The following is a 24340-nucleotide window of genomic DNA, read 5'->3' as shown; positions in this document are numbered from 1 at the left end:
TCCACTACTCTTCTTTCATTTTCAAGAAGCCTTTAAATAACTGTAAGTCATCTTGTGTGGTTAACTTAATGTTTTTATCTGAGCCTAAAGCAAAATACAATGTTTCGCCTAAATCCACCATCATAGTATTTGTGTATGACGATTCAGAAATACCAATATTCTCACGGAATGCTTTTTCGTAAGCCCAAGTTAATTTTTCAAATTTATAGGCTTGTGGGGTTGACACGCGACGTAATGTTTCACGATTAATATATTGTCGTGTTGTTTCCTCAGTTTCTTTTACAAAAATTTGTTCATTATATGGCAACGAAGTCACTGCATTTCCGTATTCTTGACACTTAACAATTACATCAGATAAAACTAATTCATCAACTAATGGACGAATCCCGTCATGGATAACAATAGTATCTTCTGGGTTTGAATGTTCTTTTAAGAAATTAACCCCATTGTTAATTGATTCTTGACCAGAATTTCCTCCTGGAATAATCCATTGTAATTTGTCAATATGGTACTCTTTTGCATAGGCATCTAGTGTTTGTTCCCAACCTTTTTTACACACAACTAAGATTCGATCAATGAGTGGATGCTTTTGAAAAGATTCCAATGTGTAGATAATTATCGGTTTTTCCTCTACCATAATAAATTGTTTAGGAATTTCCTGCCCCATTCGTTTACCGACCCCACCGGCAATAATTAAAGCTGTAATCATTTGATACAAAATCCTTTCTCTAACTAGTCAACAACTAGTTTTATTTCAATTTTGTTTAACTTATATATTCATCAACACAGCCAAAACTGCATTCAATCTTTTACATTTTCTCATAACTATCAGTAAGTTTCAATAATTTATCGTAGACCTTAATCGAACTGTAAATATTGGCGATGTTTTATTTTATATATTTTAATAGTCTTAGGCTTTATCGTATTTCTTTTTTTATTTAGATATTGATTGAATAAAAAGATGATTGTTATGCTTTTCATCAATTTTAACAACACTTTTAGCCCCTTTATAAATAGCGAAAATTTTTGAACAATAAAATCTTTTTCTCTATAAAAAAACACCTTTGTCGAACTCGTATAAAAATAAGTCCAACAAAGATGTCAATATATAGTTAACCCTTCAAATATTCTCTTTACTTTAATAATCAATAAGGTTGTTTATTGGCGGATAGCTTAACCCACTTTTGCTACATACCACTTATTAGCAGTTAAATACCCTTGTTTCGTCTTTAACCTTGGTATACCATTGTTTGTATATTCGATTGCTTCAACTTCAACAATCGTATTCTTCTTAACAGCCTGTCCTTTTTTAGTAAACTCAACATTATTGTAGAAGCTATCATCAATTAAGAGCTTAACTTTTTTTGGATTAGTAACAAAGTAATTGTTATTGGTATTTCCAGCAGCTGTCACATAGTTTTTATTTGCAGTAAGATAGCCTTCTTCTGTCTTCAAGCGAGGAACACCATTAGAGGAATACTCAATGCCCTTAACTGGAACAACAGTCCCAGAGGATAAGGTTCTGCTAGCATTACTAAACTCTACATCAGTATATAGTTTATCTGACACTCGCATAATAATTTGGTGCGGGTTTTCAGTAAAGTAATTATCTGAATTTGATACCAATTTTGTAACATATGTTTTGTTAGCAGTTATATAGCCTTTTGCAGTCTTTAATCTAGGCAATCCGTTTTCAGTATAATCAACACTTAAAACTTTGATTAATGTATCTTTGGAAACAGACTCACCTTTATTACTGAAATTTACATCTTGATAATAATAATCATTTGTTTTCATAACTACATACTCTGGATAATCATATAGATAATCTTTGATATTTGGTACAACTTTTTGGGCATAACTTTTATTCGCTGTTAAATAACCATTTTGGGTAATCAAACGAGGAACTTGATTTTCACGGTATTCGATTCCCACAACAGGAACTAAACTTCCCTTGGAAACAGCCGATCCTTTATATAAGAAGTCTGGATCCCCATAAAAATTATCACTATTTTTCATAATAATTTGCCCTGGATTAACCGTATGATAGTTGGCAATCCAAGATCCAGTAGCTACTACATAGTTCTTGTTAGCCGTGAAATAATACCCATTTGCCGTCTTCAATCTAGGAATTCCTGATTTTGTTTTCTCAATAGCAGTTACTTTTAAAACACTGCCTGCAGTTACTTTATTTGCTTTTGTCTTGAATTCTACATCTTTGTAATAGGTATCTTCATTTCTGGTAATTACTTGTCCAGGATTAGATGTGTAGTAAATATCTTCTAACCCTTTATATTGTTCAACTATATTTTTATTTGCAGTCAAATATCCTTTCGCCGTTTTCAATCGAAATATACCACTTTGAGTATAAGCTAAATCTTCAACTTCTACTATTGTTCCCTTCGAAACCTTAGACAATGTTTGCTTAAATTCTGGGTCAGCATAGAAATAATCATCGCTTTTCAAACGAACTTTTTTAGGATTTGTCGTAAAATACAAATCAATATTGCTTTGTGCTGCTAATACATAACCTTTATTTGCTGTTAAATAACCTTGATCTGTAACCAATCTAGGAATTCCTGCTGAACTATATTCAATCCCCTTAATGGTAACTAGTGTATTTTTTTTAACTCGCCAACTAGGAGTTCTAAACGCCACATCTTGGTAAAAAGTATCGTCATTTTTCATGATCACTCGACCTGGATTAGTTGTGTAATACTTACTTAAGTCAGGCCCACTACTATTACCCATATTTAAAAAATTACTATAGGTCATGGAAATATCAAACGGACGTCCTTCATAATTAGCTAAACCAGGGAAATACATTTGCGAAGACCATTGCCAAGCACCATGGTCATTATTCCACTGCATGGAACTATCTGGAGTATATGGATATTGCGCTACCCATACTCTGTCTCTTCCGAAGGCGGAGGTGTCGATATAGCCATTTGTTAACCACCATTTGCCAACATACAACGCATCATTTTTATACCCTAGTGCCTTTAATTGCTGGTTAAACGCAACAGAATTAGCATGGGCGTTTCGCCCATTGTTTGTAAGCGTTGGATCTTCCGCATCATTAAACATTATGGTATTTTTATCTAAGCCAGAGTTAGCTGCCGCCTGAGCAAAATATCTTGCTTCATCTTGTGCTGTCGCAGCAGAGACATACATACTATAGTGATATGCTGAAACTTTTAAGCCCGCAGCTTTGGCATTTCTAATTTGGCCCGCAGCATATGGATTAACATACCAAGTTCCTTCTGTTAATTTAACCGAGACACCTGTTACACCATAGCTTTTAATTTTTTGATATTCAGCTACTGAAATGTCTCCATTCCAACTAGAAACGTCAATAAAATTCTTGCCAGGCAAATTAGGATCATTCGCATAGACGTTCGCAACTGTTGCTCGCGCTACCCTAGAAGAAATGCCGTTTTTCATAGCATATGTTCCTTTTTTATGGTTCGTTCCTTCACGTGCTGCTTCTTGATAATCCGCTTCATCTTGGTCAATGGTCTTTTTTTCTACTTCAGAGCTTTGTGATGCTTCTGTTTTACTATCTGTTGTGTTTGTTTCTGAAACAGAAGAATGTTCTTCCGTTGTACTATTTGTTGAAGAATCAAGAGACTCTTCTTTTGTGCTTGAAGCAGAACTATCTCTTTCAGAGGTATTTTCTTCTGTAACAGAAGATGTATCCTCCGTTGAATTAGTCGTTGTTTCTGACGTAGCTTGAGTGACCAAGCCAGTCTCCCCCGTTGTTTCTGTTTTTACAAGCTCTTCTCCTGATGCAATCACACTAAAACTATTTAATAATACGGTACAAATTAACATACCTGAAATGATTTTTTTCATGAAACTCTCCTTATATATTTAATAATATGTATCTTTCTTAAACACTTGCCATTCGCTCTCGAAAATGTGTATCCTATAACCTTCAACTAATTGTTTTCACATTTTAAAACTAACACCAATTATTATCTCATACCTTTATTTCAAATTCAATTACGCTTTTTTAACATTCCTATATCAATTTTTTACTTTTAAATGGTAAAAAGATGAAAACAGATCTTTAATCGATTGTTTTCATCTTTTATTTATTTTTTAAGATATTCTGTGTACGATTTTTTAGTATCAACAATTAGCGCTTCATGATGGGGTTGGCGATCTTCCTCTGGTGGCAATTGCATATAATCCCCAAAAACCTCTGCTAAGTAGCGCTTGTAGCCCACTGGTATTGGCATTTTTGTATCTTCAAATGGAACAAAAATAGCAGATTTAAAATCTTCCAAATGATAAATATTACCCATGTAGCGTGGTCCGACACATAATTCTGTAACATAAGGAGTGGAGCCGAAGGAATACTTAGTCATTCTTTTTTCAGCAAAGCGCCAAATATGATAGCGAACCTTTTTCGATGGAAAGATATTCAATAATACCCGACTCCCCGTTGCTAAAATGCCACCATGTTTTTCTGGTACCACTTGTGAACAGAATAAAGCATAAATTAATGCCCAAATTTTTTGTTTCTTCCTTTGAAAATTTCCTTTTGGCGCACCATCTAAAGGAAAAATATCGATAGGAATACCATGAGGAATCGCTAATCCATCTTGATAGGTTTTAATAAACGTTGTCTGTGCATCCCTAATTGTCATAAATGAATTATGATCATTATAAGTTTTTGAAGCAACTAACAATGGATAACGTTCTGTATCTGCATATTTAGGCCAAAGCACTTTTAATTTTTCATAATCTGGTCTTGGCATAAAGAAATCTAAGTCATCATCCCATGGAATAAAACCTTGACTGCGGATTGCTCCAATACAACCGCCTCCACAAAAATAACAGGTTAGATTATGTTCTTCACAAAAAGCCACAAAATATTTTGACATGCGTAAAACGACTTGTTGAATTTCTACTAATTGCGTCTGTGTTGTTTGTTCCACTTTTCCTTTTCCTCCCTATTCATTCTTTGCATATTTAAATGTTGTATAGAATAAAAAACGCATTAAGTAGAATGAACTTTTAATAACTGAAAACTGTTCATTTTGACGCAAAATTTTCCAAACCCAACTGATTGTATTCCATTTGTTAGAAGATGTAGAGGTGGTTAGCTTACGATAAATGGCTAATTTTTCGTTAATAAAATAGACCGTATTTATTTCTTTCAAAATGTTTAACCAAGTAGCATAGTCTTCATGTTTTAAATCCGGCATTAAATGGCGTTTAAGCAGATTAGATTCGACTACGACTGTTAAGCAGCCGATAGTATTTGTTTTTAAAAGATCTTGATAGGTTTGTGGTCCCTCACTAAAATTACGCTCATGAGTAATGTTGCCATTTTCATTACATACAAAATAAGAACTACATGTAAATAAAAGTTTTTTTTCTTCCATCCACTTGATTTGAACTTCTAATTTATTAGGAAGCCATAAATCATCACTATCTAAAAAGGCAATATATTGTCCCTTTGAAGCTTCAATTCCTTTATTTCTGGTCTTTGCAATGCCCATGTTCTGTTCATTTTTCAGTAAAAAGATTCTTGAATCTTTTTCCATAAAGGCAAGTGCAATATCAATAGAATCATCTTTACTTCCATCATCAATGAGTAATAATTCCCAATTCTGATAGGTTTGTTCCAGAACGCTTTCAATAGATTTTGATAAAAATTTGCCAGCATTGTACATGGGCATAATAATTGAAACAAGTGCTGTTTCCATTTGTTCACTCCTCGTTGCATTTTATGTAAGAATGTAACAGTTTATATTATCGCATAGCTCTTTTATTATTTCAACGTTCCTTGTTTCCAAAAAAAGTTTGAGACATAAGCTTAAATAACTTATGTCTCAAACTTTTAACGGTAAATTCTAATAGCATTCTCTTTACAATAATCCATCGTCAATTCTTCACGTTCTTCAGACTCATCCAATCCTCTTGATGATACTTTATCAAAGAGAATTTTGATGGTTTGAAGCAGAATTTTCATATCCAATAGTAATGAATAATTCTTGATGTACAGTAAATCAAAGTTCAATTTACTATTGTAGTCAGAAGCATACTTCCCATAAACTTGGGCATAGCCAGTAATCCCCGCACGTACATTGTGACGTAAATAGTAATTCGGGTTTTCCTGATTAAATTGATCAACAAAGAATGGTCGTTCAGGACGTGGTCCGACAATGGACATATCCCCGCGAATAACATTGATTAGTTGTGGCAACTCATCAATACGTAAAGCGCGCAAGTATTTACCAACTGTAGTGACGCGACTGTCGTTACTTGTAGATAACACTGGACCTGATTTTGCTTCCGCTGTTGCCGACATCGTTCTAAATTTTAAAATCGAGAACTCACGTTGATCTAATGTAATCCGAGTTTGTTTGTAAATCACTGGTCCCGGTGAGGTTGCTTTGACTAAAATCGCTGCAATAAGCATTAAGGGTGAGGTAATCACAAATAGGCAAACAGAGACTAAAATATCGAATAAACGTTTAATAAAATTCTCTTCTGGTTGAATTTCAAAATTTGAGACTTCGATAATACTTTCATCTTCAAAGTTCATCATGTTTGGTTTTAACATAATTAGATTTTCAAAACTTGTATCTAAAAAGATTTTTTTCTTGTGTTTGACAATTAATTGATACAATTTTACTTTTTCGTTCTCATCAACATTACTTGAAATATAAACAATATCGATTTCATCGATAATTTTTTTTAAGTTTTCATAGTAATTGCTGACAACAACGCTCGTTACTTTATGCTTGTTATTTTTATCAGACATAAAGTTTTGAATTGAACGCATGACTTGATTTTCTTTACCTAGTAAAACAACTTTTCGCTCATTGCTAACCTTTAAGTATAAATAATAAACAAGAATTCGCCAAAGACTTAGAACAATAATTCCGATTATAAAGGAATATCCTAAAACAGAACGCGGGAACGTAAACCAACGTCCGGCAAATGTCACAATCATAATCGTTAAAGTCATTAAAATTTGACCAATCACCGTGACAAAAATGATGTCACTAATTTTGCGATTATAAAAAATATACGCACCTAACAACAAATTCAAAAAGATAAAAAAGATTGAAATGTAAATTGCAGATTTTTCATAAGCCACAAAGTTAAATGAAGGAATTTCTCGGCCAAATTTCACCATAAACCCTAAGATGATTGATAAATTATAGAGCAAAACGTCTGCTAAAATAATTACAATTCGTCTTGCATTACTCCATTCACTTTTTGATGTCATTAAAAACTTCCTCTCTTCACTTCCAGTAATTACATTATTTGTAATAACATGCAACCCCTATATTACCATAATGTCAGCGGACAAGAAAGTTCTATAGGATGAAAATTATCTGCGATGTCTTTGGACACGACTTAATTCTTCAGGTTGGTCCCAGCCCTCTTCGTCAACAGGTGCTATCGGGCGCTCTTCATTGCTAACAGGACTTGTTTGTTTCACTCGTTTTCTTCTTTTAGGTGTCGTTGGTCTTTCATGTCTTCCTCGTTTTTTCTCTGGCCGGAAGTAGAAGGCTAGCCCAAGGAAACTATAAACTATCGGCATCCAATGAGGCGCTAATAAAATATCTTCCATAAATGAATGAATCCAGATTAAAAGGAAGCCTAAAAGTAAACTAACTTGCAAACGATCCAATGTTTTTTTACGGAAACCAATCAATAAAATCATACTGACTAAAAAACCAAATAAAATCAGATAGCCAATGACACCAAAATTACTTAACGTAAATAGAAAAGCATTATGTGTCCCCAGCGGTTTCCATGAGGCCACAAAAGGTTCCATACCGACTTTAATATGTTGAGGATCAGATAACCATTTAGCAAAAAACTCATGCCAAATTCGTTCTCTTCCTGTAAATAAATCAACAGTATCCGATTCCGCACATAAGTAAAATAACAATGGTCCCAATGCAGCTACTCCGACAAAACCAAATAGCCAAACTTTCGAACGTTGCAAGAAACGTTTTGGTAAAAGATTATCCACCAGAATAAAACCAACTAAAATGGCAAAAGAGGTTTTGGATTGACTGACCCATGTACCTAAAACACCACCAATGTATACAGGTAAAAGCAGCAGGTTAAAAACCTTATTTCTATATGCTTTGATCAAACTACTGGCCATCATTGTTGAAAACATCAACGTTGCACCAATCGTATTGGTATTAATCCAAATACTTTCTAGTTTATTTGATTCTTTAAAAATTTCGTCTGCTGGAATCAACTGTGGCAACTCCACGGACATCCGATACAAAGTCGCACTCAAAGCAACTAAAGAGACAATTAATAAAAGCGTTTGATCCACACGGTCAAAGACACAAACTTTAAAACAAAGGACCAACAAAATAATTAAAGGAATCATTGTATCTGTTTGCATTGTGCTATGACGGATTGATTCCGTAAAGTGAAACAAGAGCCAGGTGGCTAGCGCCAACGCTACGGTCAGCCAGTCAATAAATTTTAATTTCGTACAATTTAATAGCAGTACAAGTATTACTGCTATTAATAATAAAATTGAACTATTGGCATACATATATTTTGTGACTGGCGCATCAATTCCTACGACCCACATCGTATACGAGCCGATCATTGTAACTAATAAAATAAGTCGACCGATTCTATTCAATACTTTTCCCATATTCAAACCTCATTCCATGAATGAATCACTAGTCGTTTATTCGATAAATATATGCCCCGTTCTGATCAGGTCCATATAATTTTTCAAAATGAATCGTTGGTGTGTCTAACGGTTCTAATGGTTTATAAACGACCGCATATTTAATCCCATATTCTTTTAATTTTTCTGGAGATAAACGAGCAATAATCGCATCTTTTTGCATCAACTCTAAAACAGGGGTCTGATTTCCTACTTCAACATTGATGTGTGCATAGCGATTATAAATAAATGTGTCTTTTCCTTTTGGATCTAATGGTTTCCAAGCCTCTAAGTCAGGCGTAAAAGCAACACCGTTAAATGTATGCACACCTAACATTGGCAAATAGCCATACATCAAGCGTTCGCCCACCCACAATTGGTTGGGGTCTTTTTTGTTAATTTCTTCCACTTCTACCGCTAATTTTTTACCATAGACAGCAGAAACGCCTCGAGAAATTGGATTAACAAAGGCACCAGAAACCATAATGATTCCTAATAAGACAAGGACAAATAACGTGCGCCAACGTTTAAATAAAGCAACAATTAAAACGGTAGCGACAACCAAGACACCAATGATGTCCATTCGTGTAACGTATAACCGTAAATTGCCCGTATATAAAACAAAGAAATACAGAACAACATTTAATCCTAGCGCCCCTAACCAGGCCATCATTGGAATTTTTGCTTGGCGATTCCATAAATAATCGATGAACCATAAACTTAACAACACAGCGGCAAACCCGAAGGATAACATCGCCCGTTGTTCTGGCACATAAGACCACAATGTCAACTTAGCAAAAATTGTTGGAAATTGAACGCTCATCCAAACTAAGTTAAATAAACAATACACGAATAAGACAAAACCGTAAATGTTTTCTTTGATTTTTTTATAAAAAATAAATGGTGAGAGCGGCAAAATAACAAAAAATAATTGATAAAAACTACTGATTTCCGAATTATTTGAATATGGAACATCTTGAAACGGCATTTTCCAATTTGTTAAAAATAACAAAATATCGCGTTTAGGCATATCGCCACCTAAACTTACCCGTTTTCCTGGATAAGCGGTATCCATTACTGCTTTTAAGGAATCCAATGAGCCATATAGCGATCCGCCAACAATAATCGCCGTCATCAAGAGTGCCCCACCTATCAGGACCCCATCCCACTTATCCAACTTAATTTTTTTACGAAATTCTAAAAAGAATAAAATTAAAAATAATAAAATCAAATAACCAAGTGGTACTTGTAACGCAGGATAAATAACTAAAACAAATCCTGAGGCCATAATAACAGCCGTTATCGCACAAATGACACGACGTCGAACACTACTATGATAATAGAAATAATTATAAATTCCCACTAAAAAACCTAAGCCAAAAAATACTAAATCTCCAACTGGCGAGACAAACCACCATTGAAGGGCCGAAGAAAACGGAATCCAAACACTTGCTAACAAAGCTAAATATTTATTCCGCCGTGTGACGATCAAACCAATTTCAAAAGAAAATAAAATTAAGCCAATTAATTTAAGATTCCAATACCATGATAAGCCATATTCTTTGCCTAATAGTACATAGCCCCACGTAAAAGGTTTCGCTAACGTGGCCAAATTCCACGCTGGCGAATTATAGCCTACCACCATGTCTTGCCCAATTAACGTAATCACATCATTATGTGTTTTCAAACCTGTTTGTGTTTGTGAGAGGCTAAATGGGGTTTGAACGAGCCATTCATCCGAGCGAACACCTCTTGGTTCACCAGCAATTAATGAACTTTTTTGACCATCCGCATATTCAGAAACATACGCATCCCACATGTTTAATGAACTACCATGGACTTTAAAGGCTACCAGTAAAATAAAAATGACTGCCGCTAGCAGATAGCGCCAGCGTAACAAATGATCAACCAAGCGAGCGCTCTGCTCAGCTTGGTTGCGTAATGGTTGTTTTTCTTTTCTTGTAGTTAGTTGTTGTTCCATCTTTTCGCTCCATTTCGTCATCCGCAATTGCATCTAGTAAATTCGTAATGAAAAGTTGGGAATATCCCTTGTCAGATTAGGATTATAAAATGGATCATTTTCAATTAAAGGTCCCCATTTTTCTTCCATCATCACTTTTTCTTGTTCAAAACGTTTTTTCTTTTTGCCTTTATCATCATATCCACGAGTTTGAGATTCAAAATGATAAAGCTCTGCTTCATGAAGCCAGACATTGTCACGTCCTAAAGCTTGGACTTTCAAGCATAAATCAACATCATTGAAAGCTACGGTAAACGCTTCTTCAAAACCACCAACTGCATCAAAATCTGCTTTTTTCATAAGTAAGCATGCGGCAGTTACTGCTGAATAATTAACATTAATAGCTAACCGACCAAAATAGCCTAAGTCACCATGGGGATAACCATAATGACCATGTCCAGCAACACCACCTAATCCTAAAATAACGCCTGCGTGTTGGACCGTATTATTTGGATACAATAATTTCGCACCTACACAGCCAATCCGTTCTTGCTGAGCAAATGAAACCATCAAGGTTAACCAATTCTCTGTAATCACTTCGGTATCATTATTTAAAAATAACAAATACTCTCCGTGCGCTTTTTTCGCTGCACGATTGTTAATAGTTGAGAAATTGAATGGAATATCGATTGATTCAACGAAAAAGCGGCCAGGTAATTGTTGTTCAAATTCTGCATACAATTCGTGCATTTTTGGATCTGTACTTCCATTATCAGCCATAATAATCTCGTAATTTTGGTAGGTTGTTTTTTCAATAATCGATGAAACACAACGTTGTACGTCTTTATAGCCATTTTTAGTTGGAATAATAATTGAGACTAACTTTTCAGATTCAATGTCATAATAAACATCGTATAAGCCATTCGCCGCCCCATGCGTTGCATGACCATTAATACCTCGACGAACGAGCGCATCTTGCACGGCTCTTAGCCCCGCTTCAAAAGCATAACCTTTGGAGCCCTGATCCACTGCTGTTGAGGTTGGCAGCATCCGCCAATAGTAAAGAACTTTTGGAATATGTGTGATGCGTTCTTTTGTCGTTTTTTCAGTAAATCTTAAGACTAAATCGTAGTCTTGAGAACCTTCGTAACCTTTTCGAAAGCCGCCAATTTCTTCTAGAATACTCCGACGATACACGCCTAAATGCGAAATGTAATTGGTTCCTAAAAGTAAATCAGGTGACCAATCTGGTTTAAAGGCTGGATCAGAACGATTTCCATCCATGTCAATCTTATCTTCATCACTATAAATTAAATCCAGTTCTGGGTTTTCATTCAGCACTTTAACCACTTCATAAAAAGCATTGATTGCTAATTCATCATCGTTGTCTAGTAAGGCGACAAATTCTCCGGTAGCAATCGTTAAAGCAGAGTTGGTTGCTTCTGAAATATGACCATTTTGTTCACGAAAGACGACCCGAATTCGCTCATCCAATTGTTGGTACTCTGTTAAAATCTTTTTGACATTAGGATCTGTTGAGGCGTCATCGGCCATACATAATTCCCAGTTAGTATAGACTTGATTCAAAATAGAATCAATGCACAACCGAAGCCATTTTTCTTCAACATTATACACTGGCATCGCAATGGAAATTTTAGGTTGGTAATGAAATGTTGCGATTTCTTGCGTCATCGCTTCTATGTCTAGTACTTCATTTCTAGCTAACCAGTTAGGATACGAAGCTTGATTTCTTAGTTTCTCAATTTTCGCTCGTTGAATGGTATGAGAAATACCATTTTTAGCCATATACTTAAATCCTTTTTTGGCTTTTATCCAAAGACGAGTTACTTTATCTTCTGTCCCTGGAATCACTGGATATTTTTTATTCAAGGGAAAATCCACCGTTACAACATGTGCTGATGATTGAAAATGAAAAGGGAGTACTTTTTTTTGTTTAATTCCTTCAAGTGTAACAACAAAGCCAGCTTCAATCGCAGGCTTTGTTTGATAAATTTGATTAACATCTTCACGTAAAACGCGCTGAATGTTATAAGCGGACACTTGGTTTTCATTATTAATTGTGAAAGTTGGGCTTTCTTTAGTGATTGTATCCAACGCCCAACCTGTAATGGTTAAATTATTTGTTGTTTTGTCGCGATAGATACTATCAAAGATCACCTTAATGTCTTCATTCATGTGCATTCTCCTTATAGATGTTTCGGATTTCGGTAGGGATCAACTAAAGCTTCCGCGGTCCATTTTTCCGCAAGTTCTTTATAAGATCCTTTTTTATCATGGTTTTGCATTTTTTCGTCTGCTTTCAAAATTGCATAGGACACATATACATTTCGTTTACCAGCGCTAGCAAATTGTAACGATAAATCGACACCCATCCATTCTTTTCCTAAGCTTTCGTTAATTCCTTCTAAATTTAGGTAAAGTTGTTTGTTGAATAGTAAGCAGTCTTCAGTTGCTGCTTGAATATTTCTTGGTAAAGCAATTCTGTAATAGTAACCTAAGCTTTTACCAGGGGTGCCTTTTTCAGGATAAAGTAATCGACCTTTGTCTGTATCAACTGATACTCCCACTGTTTCCACGCGATAGCGTGCGTCAACTACGCGGCCAGTCACTAAACCAGAGGTCTCTTGTTGACCAATGTTCATTAACTCTTTTAACCAATCATTTTTCGTTGGTACCAATCCAGCATTTAATAAAGCCACATATTCTCCCTTAGCAGCTTGAATCATGCCATGACGAGTTTCTGTTGAAACATAACGAAGACGGTCATTTTGGATATTTATTTGATTCTCGAAGCGTGCAGGCAATAGAATTTCATAATTTGTATAGGCAGTTTTTTCTAATAATTGACGTAAGTAACTACTCATATTCTCTGTATCATTCGTAATAATCAATGATACCATCGGCACATGATCATAAAGATAGTTAATTTTATAGGAACCATAAAATTCGGCAATCTCTACTTGTGCTTTTAAGCCACGGCGTTCCGTTGCCGCTTGGACCGCTTTTTGACCAGCTACATAGGCGTAACCTTTGCTTTCAGGGTTTAGAGCAGTCGATGATTCAATGGCACGCCAATGATACATCATACCAGGAATATGCTTGATTTTCGTTGCTTGTTCCGTTGCTCGTAATACGAAATCATAGTCTTGAGCGCCGTTATATGCTGAGTTCAATCCGCCTACTTTTTCTAATAAATCACGTTTCACAACAACAAAGTGTGTAATGTAATTATGGTTTAAAATCAGTTCTGGATTCCAGTCCGATTTGTAAAACGCGTTGAAGCGACGACCATTTTCTGTAATTTTATCTTCATCAGTATAAAGAAAATCAATCGTTGGATCTGTATTTAAAGCTTTGACCACTTCATATAATGCTTGTGGCGCTAATTCATCATCGTTATCCATGAAACCAATAAAATCGCCAGTAGCAATCGACAAAGCTGAGTTAGTTGCTTCTGAAATATGTCCGTTTTCTTCGCGATAAATAACTTTGATTCGTTGATCTAGTTCTTTATATTTTTCTAGCATGGGCTTAATATGTTCGCTTGGCGATGCATCATCTGCTAAACATAACTCCCAATTTTCATAGTACTGATTTTGTAAAGAAGAAACGCACGCTGCAAGCCATTTTTCTTCGACATTATAAACAGGTACAGCGACAGAAATTTTAGGCTGAAATTGGAACGTTTTAATTTCCGCTAAAACTGCCTCCACGTCAACAGGGGCTTCTGCTTTTTCTTGTCGTTTAAAGTACCACTTCACTGAGCCCATGAAACCACGTGTCTGAATCGAACGCCATGCTCGATCAAATTTCGTACCTGGTTGAACCATGTTTGGACGCTCCACCACGTATTGAACCTTCTGGCCTGATTTGGTGTCAATGTTTAACGTGTAGGCTGGTAAATCTTCTGGATCTTTAATCGTAATTACAAAACCATAATCTTGATCGCCTTCTAATTCAAACATATCAATAACATCACGACGGTATTCTGTTTCCACCGTATAAGTGACTGATTCACTAGCTTCTGCAATGCTGAATCTTAGCGGATAATTTGTTTGTTTGTCATACGCCCACCCTCTGATAACAGAAACGTTATTTTCTACATCGCGAGCAATATCATCGATGGTTAAATTAATCATTTTATCAAATTTAGTTAACGTGATTCGTTTATATTTTCCAGTAGGCATAGGGGCAGTCTCCGTCTGTTTATTCATTTCTTCTAAAAATTGATTTCTTTCATCTAACAGTGCATGAATAAAGGTATTTTCACGTTCTGAATAGTTGCCTTCAAAGAAATAATCAATGTCTACTGTCAGGTCTTTGCCTGCCATTTGTGCATCGGTTACTTCGATTACAGGTACTTGCGTATCTAAGAAATAATAGATATTCTCTTGTACCAGAAAAGCATTCGTGGCTGCGACTGGGACTGTCTCGCCGTCTATCGTCATGGATAATTTGATAATTGTCCCCGTTAAACTTGGGAATAATTTTATCAGTTGGACATCTTCTGGTATCTTCAGTTGGAACCGTTTTGTTTCAGGTTTTTGTAAATCAACTGGTTGATCCAACTCAGTCTCTTTTTCTTCGCCGCAATTAATTAAAATATGAACGTTTTTTTCATTGTATGAATTTACTGGTGTCACTCGCTCTGGCTGTTCTACTGGTTCAGCAGTCAAGGCAAAAAAGTACTGATACACTTCGCCAAAGGGACGCGCTTTAAAAGCTGCTTGTACTTCTACAGGTAACGCTTCATACGTCGTAGGAATTTCGTTGTAGCCAACTTGATTAAATGTAAAATCTTCTTTGGCAATGTATAAACCAACTTCTGCAAAAACTTTTTCAAATCCTTCTTGTAAATAGAATGATTTATGCGTAGCATCCAATAGCCCAGTTTCATTCCACGTTAAACGATTATTAAATAAATCAATTAACACCGAATTATGCGCCAAATTAGGGAAAGTGATTAAGATTTGACCACCTGGTTTTAAAAACGGTTTGACTTTTGCTAAGACGCTTTGAGGATTCATTAAATGTTCCAACACATCTGCAAAAACGATATAATCAAACGTCTTACCAGCAAAGTATTCGACCCAATCATTTTCATCAATATTGCCATAAAAGGCATCTGTTGAAAATTGACTGACATAATCATAAAGTTCTTTGTCTAATTCAACAATTGAGACCTGGCACTTTTTTTCTTCCATCAAATAGCTAGTCATTCGCCCATTACCTGGACCAAATTCCAAGACATCACTATTTTCTTTGATTTGTGCTACGATTTTCCCAACACTGGTACTCTCGTCTGTTTCCATTTCAAAATCATACTTCATCTTTTGTCGTATCCTTCCATTTATGATCTAAGATGACAATTCCTTCTCCGGCATAACGACCGGTAATAAACATCGTCACGTATTTTGTTTTGTAGACTAATGGGACTGTTGCATGTTCCTCAAAGAAAGCAATATCAAAATAATATTCACCTGTTAATAATGACATTTTTTCATATTCTAAATAAAAAACATTCCGTCCTTTTTTCCAAGGAATTTGCACACCATCTAATAACGTATTTAAGCCACAGACATAATGGTTGTCCACTGTTCGAATAGCGACCCCACAAACAGGCTTCTTAATTTGGTCATTTTTGACAGTATATTCAATTTTTACAATCACTTTTTCATCTTGCGTTACCATTTCTAAGGGTTCATAATCCGCATTTAAAAGTTCCGCATGATCCACTTCAATAATATCTGGTGTTGGGGTTTCATCTTTCATGGTCGCTTCGCGGTCAACCGTTTTAATTGATTTCTTTTTCAAAAAGTTTTCGTAGTTGGTCGTCACGTCCATCGTATCTCCATATTCAACGACTTTCCCGTGTTGCAACCAAAAAGTTCTGTCACAAAAACGACGAATGGAGTTTACATCGTGAGAAACAAATAAAATTGTTTTACCAGAATTTTTAATTTCCGTAAATTTTTCCATACATTTTAATTGAAACTCTAAATCCCCGACAGCCAACGCTTCATCGACAATTAAAATATCGGGATCCACGTTAATAGCTACCGCAAAAGCCAAGCGGACAAACATACCACTAGAGTACGTTTTAACTGGTTGATACAAATGATCGCCGATGTCAGCAAAATCAATGACATCTTGGACACGCTCTTCCATCTCTTCTCGGGAAAAACCTAGGACCATTCCATTTAAGAAAATATTTTCATATCCTGAATATTCTGGGTTAAAACCTGAACCTAATTCAAGCAACGCTGAAATTTTCCCATTAATCACCATGGACCCGGAGGTTGGCGTTAATACCCCTGTAATAATTTTTAACATGGTTGATTTTCCAGAGCCATTTTCGCCGACAAAGCCAATCATCTCGCCTTTTTTAATTTGCATCGTGACATCGTCTAACGCATAAAACAAATCGTGGTAGGATTTTTTGGTTGGACTAAGCGCTTCTTTAAACCGATCGGACGGCTTTTTATACATGTTGTATGTTTTGGTAATATGTTGGATATCGATTGCATATTCTGACATGTCGTTCTCTCCTTATAGTACATCTGAAAAATGTGGTTTTAAGCGTCTAAACACGGTTGAGCCAATTAATAGTAAAACAATAGTAACTCCCCAGAAATATAAGCTATATTGCCAATGTTCCCAGAACCATGCACCGCCTAAATAAGATTCGCGGTATCCTTGAACAATATAATATAATGGATTGATTTTTAAGATTGTCGCAATCATTCCAGTTGGTTGCCATAAAATTGGCAATGTCCACATAACTGTTTGCATAATGATATTGATAAATTGCATAATATCAGGTAAAAATGGTTGTGTTGAAGCAGTAATCCACGTAATTGCTGTTAAAAAAACTAATAAACAAGCTAAGTAGTAAATTAATTGCAAACTGTACAGACTTGGGTAATAACCGTTAGCTGTAGTAATTACAAAACCAATTAGAATGAAAAACAAGTGGGTGTACAAGTTCGATAAAATTTTAGATGTTGGTAAAATTTGTACATTAAACACGACTTTTTTAACTAAATAACTATATTCACGAAACACATTCGTGGCTGATAATAACGAATCTGAAAAGAAGAACCAAGGCACCATCCCTGTTACTAAATAGACAATGAATGGCATATTGTCGCCAGCTCTAGAACGAAGGCCTACAGAAAAGACAAACCAATACGTCAAAACAGTTACTAATGGCGTTAAAAACGCCCAGACAATTCCTAGTGCTGAACCAGCATACTTGGCCTTAAAATCATTAAATGAAAATTGTAATAACAATTTTTTGTTCTGAAAAATATTCTTGAAAATTGAAAATGTTTCTTTAAACATATACTTATTCCTTCCGTAATAAACTATTTTTATCTAAAATTTTTGGATACAAAAATGCCATTTTAAACAACATTTCTATTTTATCGATAAACGCCTAGCTTTTCAATAGTAGACCCCTTTTTATAAAGAAAAATTTAACTGATTTCGCTATATTAAAAAAACTTGTCCAATTTTTAGGAGATTATGCTACAATAATGGAGGTCTTGCATTTTTTTGCACGGAAATTATTTTTGAGAGAAGGGAAATTATGGTTCTTTTTATTATTTACGTATTTCTGTCTTCTGCTGGTCTGGTCTTATTTAAACTAGGTTCTAGCAGTTTGAACATCCAACTCCAACAAACAATCTTTTCAATGAATATCTCACTTATATCTTTATTAGGTTTATTTTGTTATTTAATTAGTTTTATTTTATGGATGTTAATTATTAGTCGTTCCGATGTTTCTTACATTGTTCCTTTAGGCGTTGCCTGTACAAACATCGCTATTTTAATTGCTTCAAATCTTATTCTAAAAGAGACAATCACAACGAATGCCCTTATTGGTGCTGTGGTTATTATTGTCGGCATTGTGATTATGAATCTTAAATAAAACAACAAAGACCTTAAACTCCAACTTAAGGTCTTTGTTGTTTTATTTAATATAGATTTTTAAGCCAATAAAACTGTCTCAGTTCACTTAATTTAATGATAATATAACTAAAAACAATTAACAAAAAAACTTGTACAATATATGTTTTAAAGTTATCGTACGTTAACTTTTGAATCCCTAATTGACTAGCTGCATAAAATAGTAAATATTTTATCGGATTTTGCGCTAAATAAATAATAATACTAGATTTTCTTAAAAAGTCACTTCCAGGAATACGTATATTTTCTAAATTAAAACTTAAAATAACCACTAACACAGCAACTATTGGTAACGTAAAATAATTTTGTGCATCATAAAAAACACCTAATTGTTGCGCAAATTTCACTTCCTTTAGTCCTACATAAGAAAAAATAACAATACCTAAAACTAAGAATAAATTATTTAAAGGTTTTTCAAATACATAGTTTGCTAAAAAATAGCCTATAATCACATAACAAATCGTAGAAATCATCGAAAAAGATATAGAACCATAAAAAGGCACTTGTTTAATCCATTCAATGTCAAAGTACCACTTACCATAAGTAGAAGTAAATACTCCTATCAGAAAGCTAACAATTCCAATTGTTAATAATACTTTCTCACCAAAATAACTTCGGATGTAATAAATAATAAATACACTCATTACTAATGCGATTAAATACCAAGAAACACCTATTCTGGGGACATAGCCTAATAATATGCTCAGTATAAATGATATTTTTCCTCTTAAATCCATTTCCCCTTTAACAAAATTCATAATAGATACGATAAAGAAGGGAATGTAAAAGATCAACCACGAAAGATATACTTTTAAGATTCTTTTTATATAATTGAATAGTATTTTTTTATCTTTTTCTTTTTCTCTAAAAGAAATTTTTTTAAACAAAAAATATCCAGATACTATGAAAAAAAACGGAACAGAAAAGCGGGCTAATATTTTCAAATCACTACCCAAAATAGATTTAGAGGGAAAGGTATGAATTCCAACTACACTTAATGCAGCAATAAATTTGAAGGCATCCAATACATCATTGTTTTTAGTCATTTTTCCCCTCTCTATTCTCCCATTTTTCTTCAGATTTCATGATAGATAATTCTTGCAATAATGTTTTAATGCGATTTTCGTGTTTTGAAATCAACACAGAATTTTTAATTTCCATGATTAAAAGGACAATCACCGCAGCTGATAATAAGAAGTTTGATGTTGTTTCAAACCCAAAGGCCATTGCTAACCATTCTGCCACATGCGGGAAAATAGCAAAAATAATTAAGACAATTGAGATTAATAACCAAATCAAAGCATTTTTTAGGAGAAAAATATTTTTATTAATTCCTCGAATAATGTATAAGAAAAAGCCAATTGCAAATAAAAATAAAGCTAGCCATAACACGGTTGGTAGCATTAATCTCCCTCCTTCATAAAGGCAGCAATCAGAATTGCTGAGCCGACTTCCAGCATATACTTCACAGAAGCCAAGGCACGAATCGAAGAAACACCACCAAGCCGTTCCATCATATTGACAGGTCTTTCAACAATCACAAAGCGTTTTTTAATTAAGTGAACAATCGATTCTGGCTCGGGATAATTTGTCGGATAACGCTTTGCAAAAAAAGCAATCACTTTCCGATTTCCCGCTCGATAACCAGAAGTCACATCATAAATTGTTTTACCAGAAGCCATTCGAATACAAAAGGATAACAAACGAATACCAAAACGGCGCATTTTCGTACTTTGAAAAGCCGCTTCGTTTCCAGGAATGAAACGAGAGCCAATCGAAAAATCACATTTACCCTCTGCTAATGGTTCCAGTAAAATAGGTAAACTATTGATATCATGTTGACCATCACCATCAAACTGAACCGCCACATCATACTCATTTTCTAAGGCATATTTATAGCCGGTCTGTACCGCCCCGCCAATACCTAAATTCAACACTAAATGAATGGCATTAATTTGGTTGACTTCTAAAATTTGTTTGGTTCCATCTGTCGAGCCATCATTAATTACCACATAATCCAATTCATGTTGAAAATGCGTAACTTCCTGTTTAAATGTTTCAATGGAAGCAATCGTCCGCAAAATGTTTTCTTCCTCATTGTAAGCAGGAATGATTAAAAGTACCTTCATAAAGAGAAACACCTTTCCACTTTTTCTCTAACAAAACCCCTCACTTACACAAAACAATTTATTGTTGAACATTTTCTAACATTTGTGCTAAGGCTTCTTGCCAAGTAGGAATTTTAAAGCCTAACGCTTCTGTTTTACTTAAATCCATGACAGAATATTGTGGTCTTTGCGCCTTTTGTGGAAATTGAGTTGAATCCACTGGCAGTACTTCCACTTCAGTATCTTTTAAAATTTCTTTAGCAAACTGATACCAGCTACAGCTGTTTTCATTAGACAAATGATAAACACCAAATGGCGCTTTTTCTGCAATAACAAATGCCATAAATTCGGCTAACGTTCTTGTCCAAGTTGGGCGGCCAAACTGATCGTCCACTACCGTTAGTTGGTCTCTTGTTTCCGCTAATTTTTGCATGGTAAAGACAAAGTTATGACCGTATTGACCAAATACCCATGATGTTCGAATAATATAATAGTCGTCCAGGATTTCTTGGACCGCTTGTTCACCTAATAACTTCGTCCGACCATACTCATTTAAAGGATTCGGTTGATCATCAATCGCATAGACACCTTCTTTTTTAGTTCCATCAAAAATGTAATCTGTACTTACATAAACAAGTGTCGCCCCCACTGCTTTAGCAGCTTCTGCAACATGACGTGTGCCATCTACATTCACTTTTTCATCTAATTCCTTGCCTTCGTCTTCTGCTTTATCAACAGCTGTATAAGCAGCACAATGATAAATGACGCTTGGTTGAATTTCTTTCACTTTTGCCAACGTACTATCCGCATCAGTAATATCTAATTCTGTAGAATCCGTTGAAACATACTCAATTCCTTGTTCGTCTAATAGGTGACGTAATTCTGTGCCCAATTGGCCATTTCCACCAGTAATTAAAATCATTATTTTCGCTCCTTCTTGAAAAAAAGGCAGGGCAAAGTAGCTTTTGTACTTTGCCATCGCCTTTCGACTGTTATCTCACATGTCAGAAAAAATTACTGACCATTTTGTGCATATTTTGCTTCAACAGCTTCTTTATCTGCACGCCACCAGTCTTCATTTTCTGTATACCACTTGATTGTTTCTGCCAAGCCTTCACGGAAATTCGTGAATTCTGGTTCCCAACCTAATTCTTCGCGTAATCTGGTTGAATCAATCGCATAACGTAAGTCATGTCCTGCACGATCGTTGACATGCTCATAGGCATCAACAGGTTGTCCCATTAATTCTAAAATTAATTCCATCACTGTTTTATTGTCTTCTTCACCATCGGCTCCGATTAAATATGTTTCGCCAATTTGCCCTTTTGTTAAAATTGCCCAAACAGCCGAAGAATGGTCGTTTGTATGAATCCAGTCACGAACATTTTTACCAGCACCATAAAGTTTTGGTGTAATACCGCTTAAGACATTGGTAATTTGACGAGGAATAAATTTTTCAATATGTTGATATGGCCCATAGTTATTTGAACAATTTGAAATTGTTGCTTGTAAGTTGAAAGAACGAACCCACGCTTTGACTAACAAGTCAGATCCTGCTTTTGTTGAAGAATAAGGACTTGAAGGATTGTAAGGCGTTTCGGCAGTGAATTTTTCCCCTTCGCCTTCTCCATGTCCTGGTAAATCTTCTCTTAAAGGTAAATCGCCATAAACTTCATCAGTCGATACATGGTGGTAACGAACATTGTTTTTACGGCAAGCTTCGATCAATGTGTACGTCCCAATCAGATTGGTTTGTACAAATGGGAATGGGTCGTTTAATGAGTTGTCGTTATGCGATTCAGCAGCATAGTGAACGACCGCATCTGTTTCAGCGACTAAACGATTAACTAATTCAGCATCAGCGATATCTCCTACGACTAATTCCACGCGATCACTTGGTAGACCTTCAAGATTTTTTTCATTTCCTGCATACGTTAATTTATCTAATACAGTTACATGAACTTCTGGATGATTCTTTACAACATAATGAACAAAATTTGAGCCGATAAAACCAGCTCCACCTGTTACGATGATTTTTTTCATAATTGAAACTCTCCTACTTTTTTCTTAAATTTCGCCATAGATAAACGGATTTTCCGCTTCAAATTCTTTTAAGGTTGGATGTTTTTGATCCTTTTCTGACGTAATCGCTTTTTCTGGCGCAATTGGCCAATCAATAGCTAACGCTGGATCGTTAAAAGCAATACCGCCGTCTGCTGCCGCATTATAGTAATTGTCACACTTGTACATAAAGTTCACGTTCGGTGTCAAAGTGACAAAACCATGGGCAAAACCTTTTGGTACTAAAAGCTGACGGTGATTATGTTCTGATAAAATGTAGCCTTCCCATTGACCATAGGTTGGACTCCCTTTACGAATATCAACAATCACATCTAATACCGCACCTGTTACAACGCGAATTAGTTTTGTTTGCGCAGCTTCGCCTTTTTGAAAATGCAATCCACGCAAGACACCTGCTTCTGTTGATAATGAATGATTATCTTGGACAAAATCAAAGTCTAATCCATGTTCTGCAAATTTAGCTTTGGAATAACTTTCTGTAAAAAAGCCACGATGATCACCGAAAACATCCATTTCGATAATTTTGACATCTTGTAATTTTGTATCAATAACTTTCACGTTTCTTCGCTCCTATTCTGCTGCTAAACGTAGCAAGTATTGGCCGTAGCCATTTTTCTTCAATGGTTGTGCCAATTCTACCAATTGTTCTTTTGTAATATAGCCCATTCGATAAGCAATTTCTTCCAAACAAGCGACTTTTAAATTTTGACGTTTTTCAATTGTTTCAATAAATGTTGACGCTTCTAATAAGGATTCGTGTGTGCCTGTATCTAACCAAGCAAAGCCACGGCCCATTACCTCAACAGAAAGTTTATTTTTTTCAAGGTAGACTTTATTAACGTCTGTTATTTCTAATTCCCCACGTTCTGACGGTTTGATCCCTTTCGCAATTTCAACCACTTCATTGTCGTAAAAATACAAACCTGTCACTGCATAATTTGACTTTGGTTGTGCTGGTTTTTCTTCAATAGAAAGCGCCCGCATCTCTTCATCAAATTCTACCACGCCGAAACGCTCTGGATCATTTACATGGTAACCAAAGACTGTTGCCCCTGATTCTTTAGAAGCCGCTCGTTGCAACATTTTTGATAAGCCGCCACCATAATAAATATTGTCCCCTAAAACTAAGCAGACACTATCATCACCAATAAATTCTTCACCAATAATAAATGCTTGCGCCAAACCATCTGGACTTTCTTGCACCGCGTATTCGATATGAATGCCTAAATCATGGCCATCGCCGAATAAGCTTTCAAAACGTGGTGTATCTTCTGGTGTAGAGATAATCAAAATTTCATTAATTCCCGCCAACATTAACGTTGACATTGGGTAATAAATCATTGGTTTGTCGTAAATTGGCATTAATTGTTTTGATGTTGCTTTTGTTAGCGGATATAAGCGTGTCCCGCTTCCGCCTGCTAAAATAATTCCTTTCATGAACAATCTCCTTAAATACTTCTATTTTTAGTTTCTATAAAACCAAATATCCTTCCCTATTATCGCATTAAGCATAGGGTTTGT

General features: G+C 35.3%; 19 protein-coding genes. 1 reads left to right on the top strand and 18 read right to left on the bottom strand.

What is annotated here, in order from left to right; translation table 11 throughout:
• Positions 1-4: 4 nt before the first annotated feature.
• The 11 genes from IGL80_RS05415 to IGL80_RS05365 all read right to left on the bottom strand — a co-directional run bounded on the left by IGL80_RS05415 (position 5) and on the right by IGL80_RS05365 (position 18002).
• Entirely contained in the window at positions 5-709 is a 705-nt protein-coding gene (locus tag IGL80_RS05415; RefSeq protein ID WP_002378508.1) for an IspD/TarI family cytidylyltransferase, read from the bottom strand.
• A gap of 464 nt (positions 710-1173) precedes the next feature.
• Positions 1174-3855: a DUF5776 domain-containing protein gene (locus IGL80_RS05410; RefSeq protein ID WP_085366611.1), complete on the bottom strand. Its 2682-nt coding sequence runs from the start codon at positions 3853-3855 to the stop codon at positions 1174-1176.
• A gap of 242 nt (positions 3856-4097) precedes the next feature.
• Positions 4098-4946 (bottom strand): LicD family protein, encoded by an 849-nt coding sequence (locus IGL80_RS05405; protein ID WP_085366613.1) that lies wholly within the window; start codon positions 4944-4946, stop codon positions 4098-4100.
• Positions 4947-4961: 15 nt separating this feature from the next.
• Positions 4962-5720 carry a glycosyltransferase family 2 protein gene (locus IGL80_RS05400; protein WP_002356910.1) on the bottom strand — a complete coding sequence of 253 codons (759 nt, stop codon included), beginning with the start codon at positions 5718-5720 and terminating at the stop codon, positions 4962-4964.
• A 134-nt stretch (positions 5721-5854) separates the two neighbouring features.
• A complete protein-coding gene (locus tag IGL80_RS05395; protein ID WP_002356909.1) occupies positions 5855-7252 on the bottom strand; it encodes a sugar transferase in 1398 nt (465 codons plus the stop codon).
• Positions 7253-7357: 105 nt separating this feature from the next.
• Positions 7358-8659 (bottom strand): EpaQ family protein, encoded by a 1302-nt coding sequence (locus IGL80_RS05390; protein WP_002378510.1) that lies wholly within the window; start codon positions 8657-8659, stop codon positions 7358-7360.
• A gap of 28 nt (positions 8660-8687) precedes the next feature.
• A complete protein-coding gene (locus tag IGL80_RS05385; protein ID WP_164978961.1) occupies positions 8688-10691 on the bottom strand; it encodes a DUF7657 domain-containing protein in 2004 nt (667 codons plus the stop codon).
• Entirely contained in the window at positions 10692-12833 is a 2142-nt protein-coding gene (locus tag IGL80_RS05380; RefSeq protein WP_085366617.1) for a glycosyltransferase family 2 protein, read from the bottom strand.
• Positions 12834-12844: 11 nt separating this feature from the next.
• Positions 12845-15988: a glycosyltransferase gene (locus IGL80_RS05375; RefSeq protein ID WP_002359902.1), complete on the bottom strand. Its 3144-nt coding sequence runs from the start codon at positions 15986-15988 to the stop codon at positions 12845-12847.
• Positions 15978-17195 carry an ABC transporter ATP-binding protein gene (locus tag IGL80_RS05370; protein WP_002356901.1) on the bottom strand — a complete coding sequence of 406 codons (1218 nt, stop codon included), beginning with the start codon at positions 17193-17195 and terminating at the stop codon, positions 15978-15980. The genes IGL80_RS05375 and IGL80_RS05370 overlap by 11 nt, the downstream gene beginning before the upstream one ends.
• Positions 17196-17207: 12 nt before the next feature.
• On the bottom strand, positions 17208-18002 hold the full coding sequence (locus IGL80_RS05365; protein ID WP_002356900.1) for an ABC transporter permease: 795 nt from the start codon (positions 18000-18002) through the stop codon (positions 17208-17210).
• A 247-nt stretch (positions 18003-18249) separates the two neighbouring features.
• Here IGL80_RS05365 and IGL80_RS05360 point away from each other — a divergent pair, with 247 nt between their 5' ends.
• Positions 18250-18591 carry an EamA family transporter gene (locus IGL80_RS05360; RefSeq protein ID WP_002356899.1) on the top strand — a complete coding sequence of 114 codons (342 nt, stop codon included), beginning with the start codon at positions 18250-18252 and terminating at the stop codon, positions 18589-18591.
• Positions 18592-18637: 46 nt separating this feature from the next.
• Here the strand turns inward: IGL80_RS05360 and IGL80_RS05355 are convergent, their stop codons facing one another.
• From IGL80_RS05355 to rfbA, 7 genes are all read right to left on the bottom strand, one after another.
• The gene (locus tag IGL80_RS05355; protein ID WP_002359901.1) at positions 18638-19675 is read right to left on the bottom strand and encodes an acyltransferase family protein; all 1038 of its coding nucleotides are present in this window, start codon (positions 19673-19675) and stop codon (positions 18638-18640) included.
• Positions 19668-20033 (bottom strand): DUF2304 domain-containing protein, encoded by a 366-nt coding sequence (locus tag IGL80_RS05350; protein WP_002359899.1) that lies wholly within the window; start codon positions 20031-20033, stop codon positions 19668-19670. The genes IGL80_RS05355 and IGL80_RS05350 overlap by 8 nt, the downstream gene beginning before the upstream one ends.
• Positions 20033-20758: a glycosyltransferase family 2 protein gene (locus IGL80_RS05345; protein WP_002359897.1), complete on the bottom strand. Its 726-nt coding sequence runs from the start codon at positions 20756-20758 to the stop codon at positions 20033-20035. The genes IGL80_RS05350 and IGL80_RS05345 overlap by 1 nt, the downstream gene beginning before the upstream one ends.
• A 58-nt stretch (positions 20759-20816) precedes the next feature.
• The gene (gene rfbD, locus IGL80_RS05340) at positions 20817-21659 is read right to left on the bottom strand and encodes a dTDP-4-dehydrorhamnose reductase (RefSeq protein ID WP_002356895.1); all 843 of its coding nucleotides are present in this window, start codon (positions 21657-21659) and stop codon (positions 20817-20819) included.
• A 92-nt stretch (positions 21660-21751) separates the two neighbouring features.
• Entirely contained in the window at positions 21752-22780 is a 1029-nt protein-coding gene (rfbB, locus tag IGL80_RS05335; RefSeq protein ID WP_002359895.1) for a dTDP-glucose 4,6-dehydratase, read from the bottom strand.
• 24 nt (positions 22781-22804) lie between these two features.
• The gene (rfbC, locus tag IGL80_RS05330; protein WP_002356893.1) at positions 22805-23377 is read right to left on the bottom strand and encodes a dTDP-4-dehydrorhamnose 3,5-epimerase; all 573 of its coding nucleotides are present in this window, start codon (positions 23375-23377) and stop codon (positions 22805-22807) included.
• Between the two features lie 12 nt (positions 23378-23389).
• Positions 23390-24256 carry a glucose-1-phosphate thymidylyltransferase RfbA gene (gene rfbA / locus IGL80_RS05325; protein ID WP_002364387.1) on the bottom strand — a complete coding sequence of 289 codons (867 nt, stop codon included), beginning with the start codon at positions 24254-24256 and terminating at the stop codon, positions 23390-23392.
• Positions 24257-24340: the final 84 nt, after the last annotated feature.

The organism is Enterococcus sp. DIV2467a (genome assembly GCF_050532945.1).
Classification (GTDB): domain Bacteria; phylum Bacillota; class Bacilli; order Lactobacillales; family Enterococcaceae; genus Enterococcus; species Enterococcus faecalis.
The sequence above is the reverse complement of the archived record's forward strand: the minus strand, read 5'-3'. Positions and strand labels throughout refer to the sequence as shown.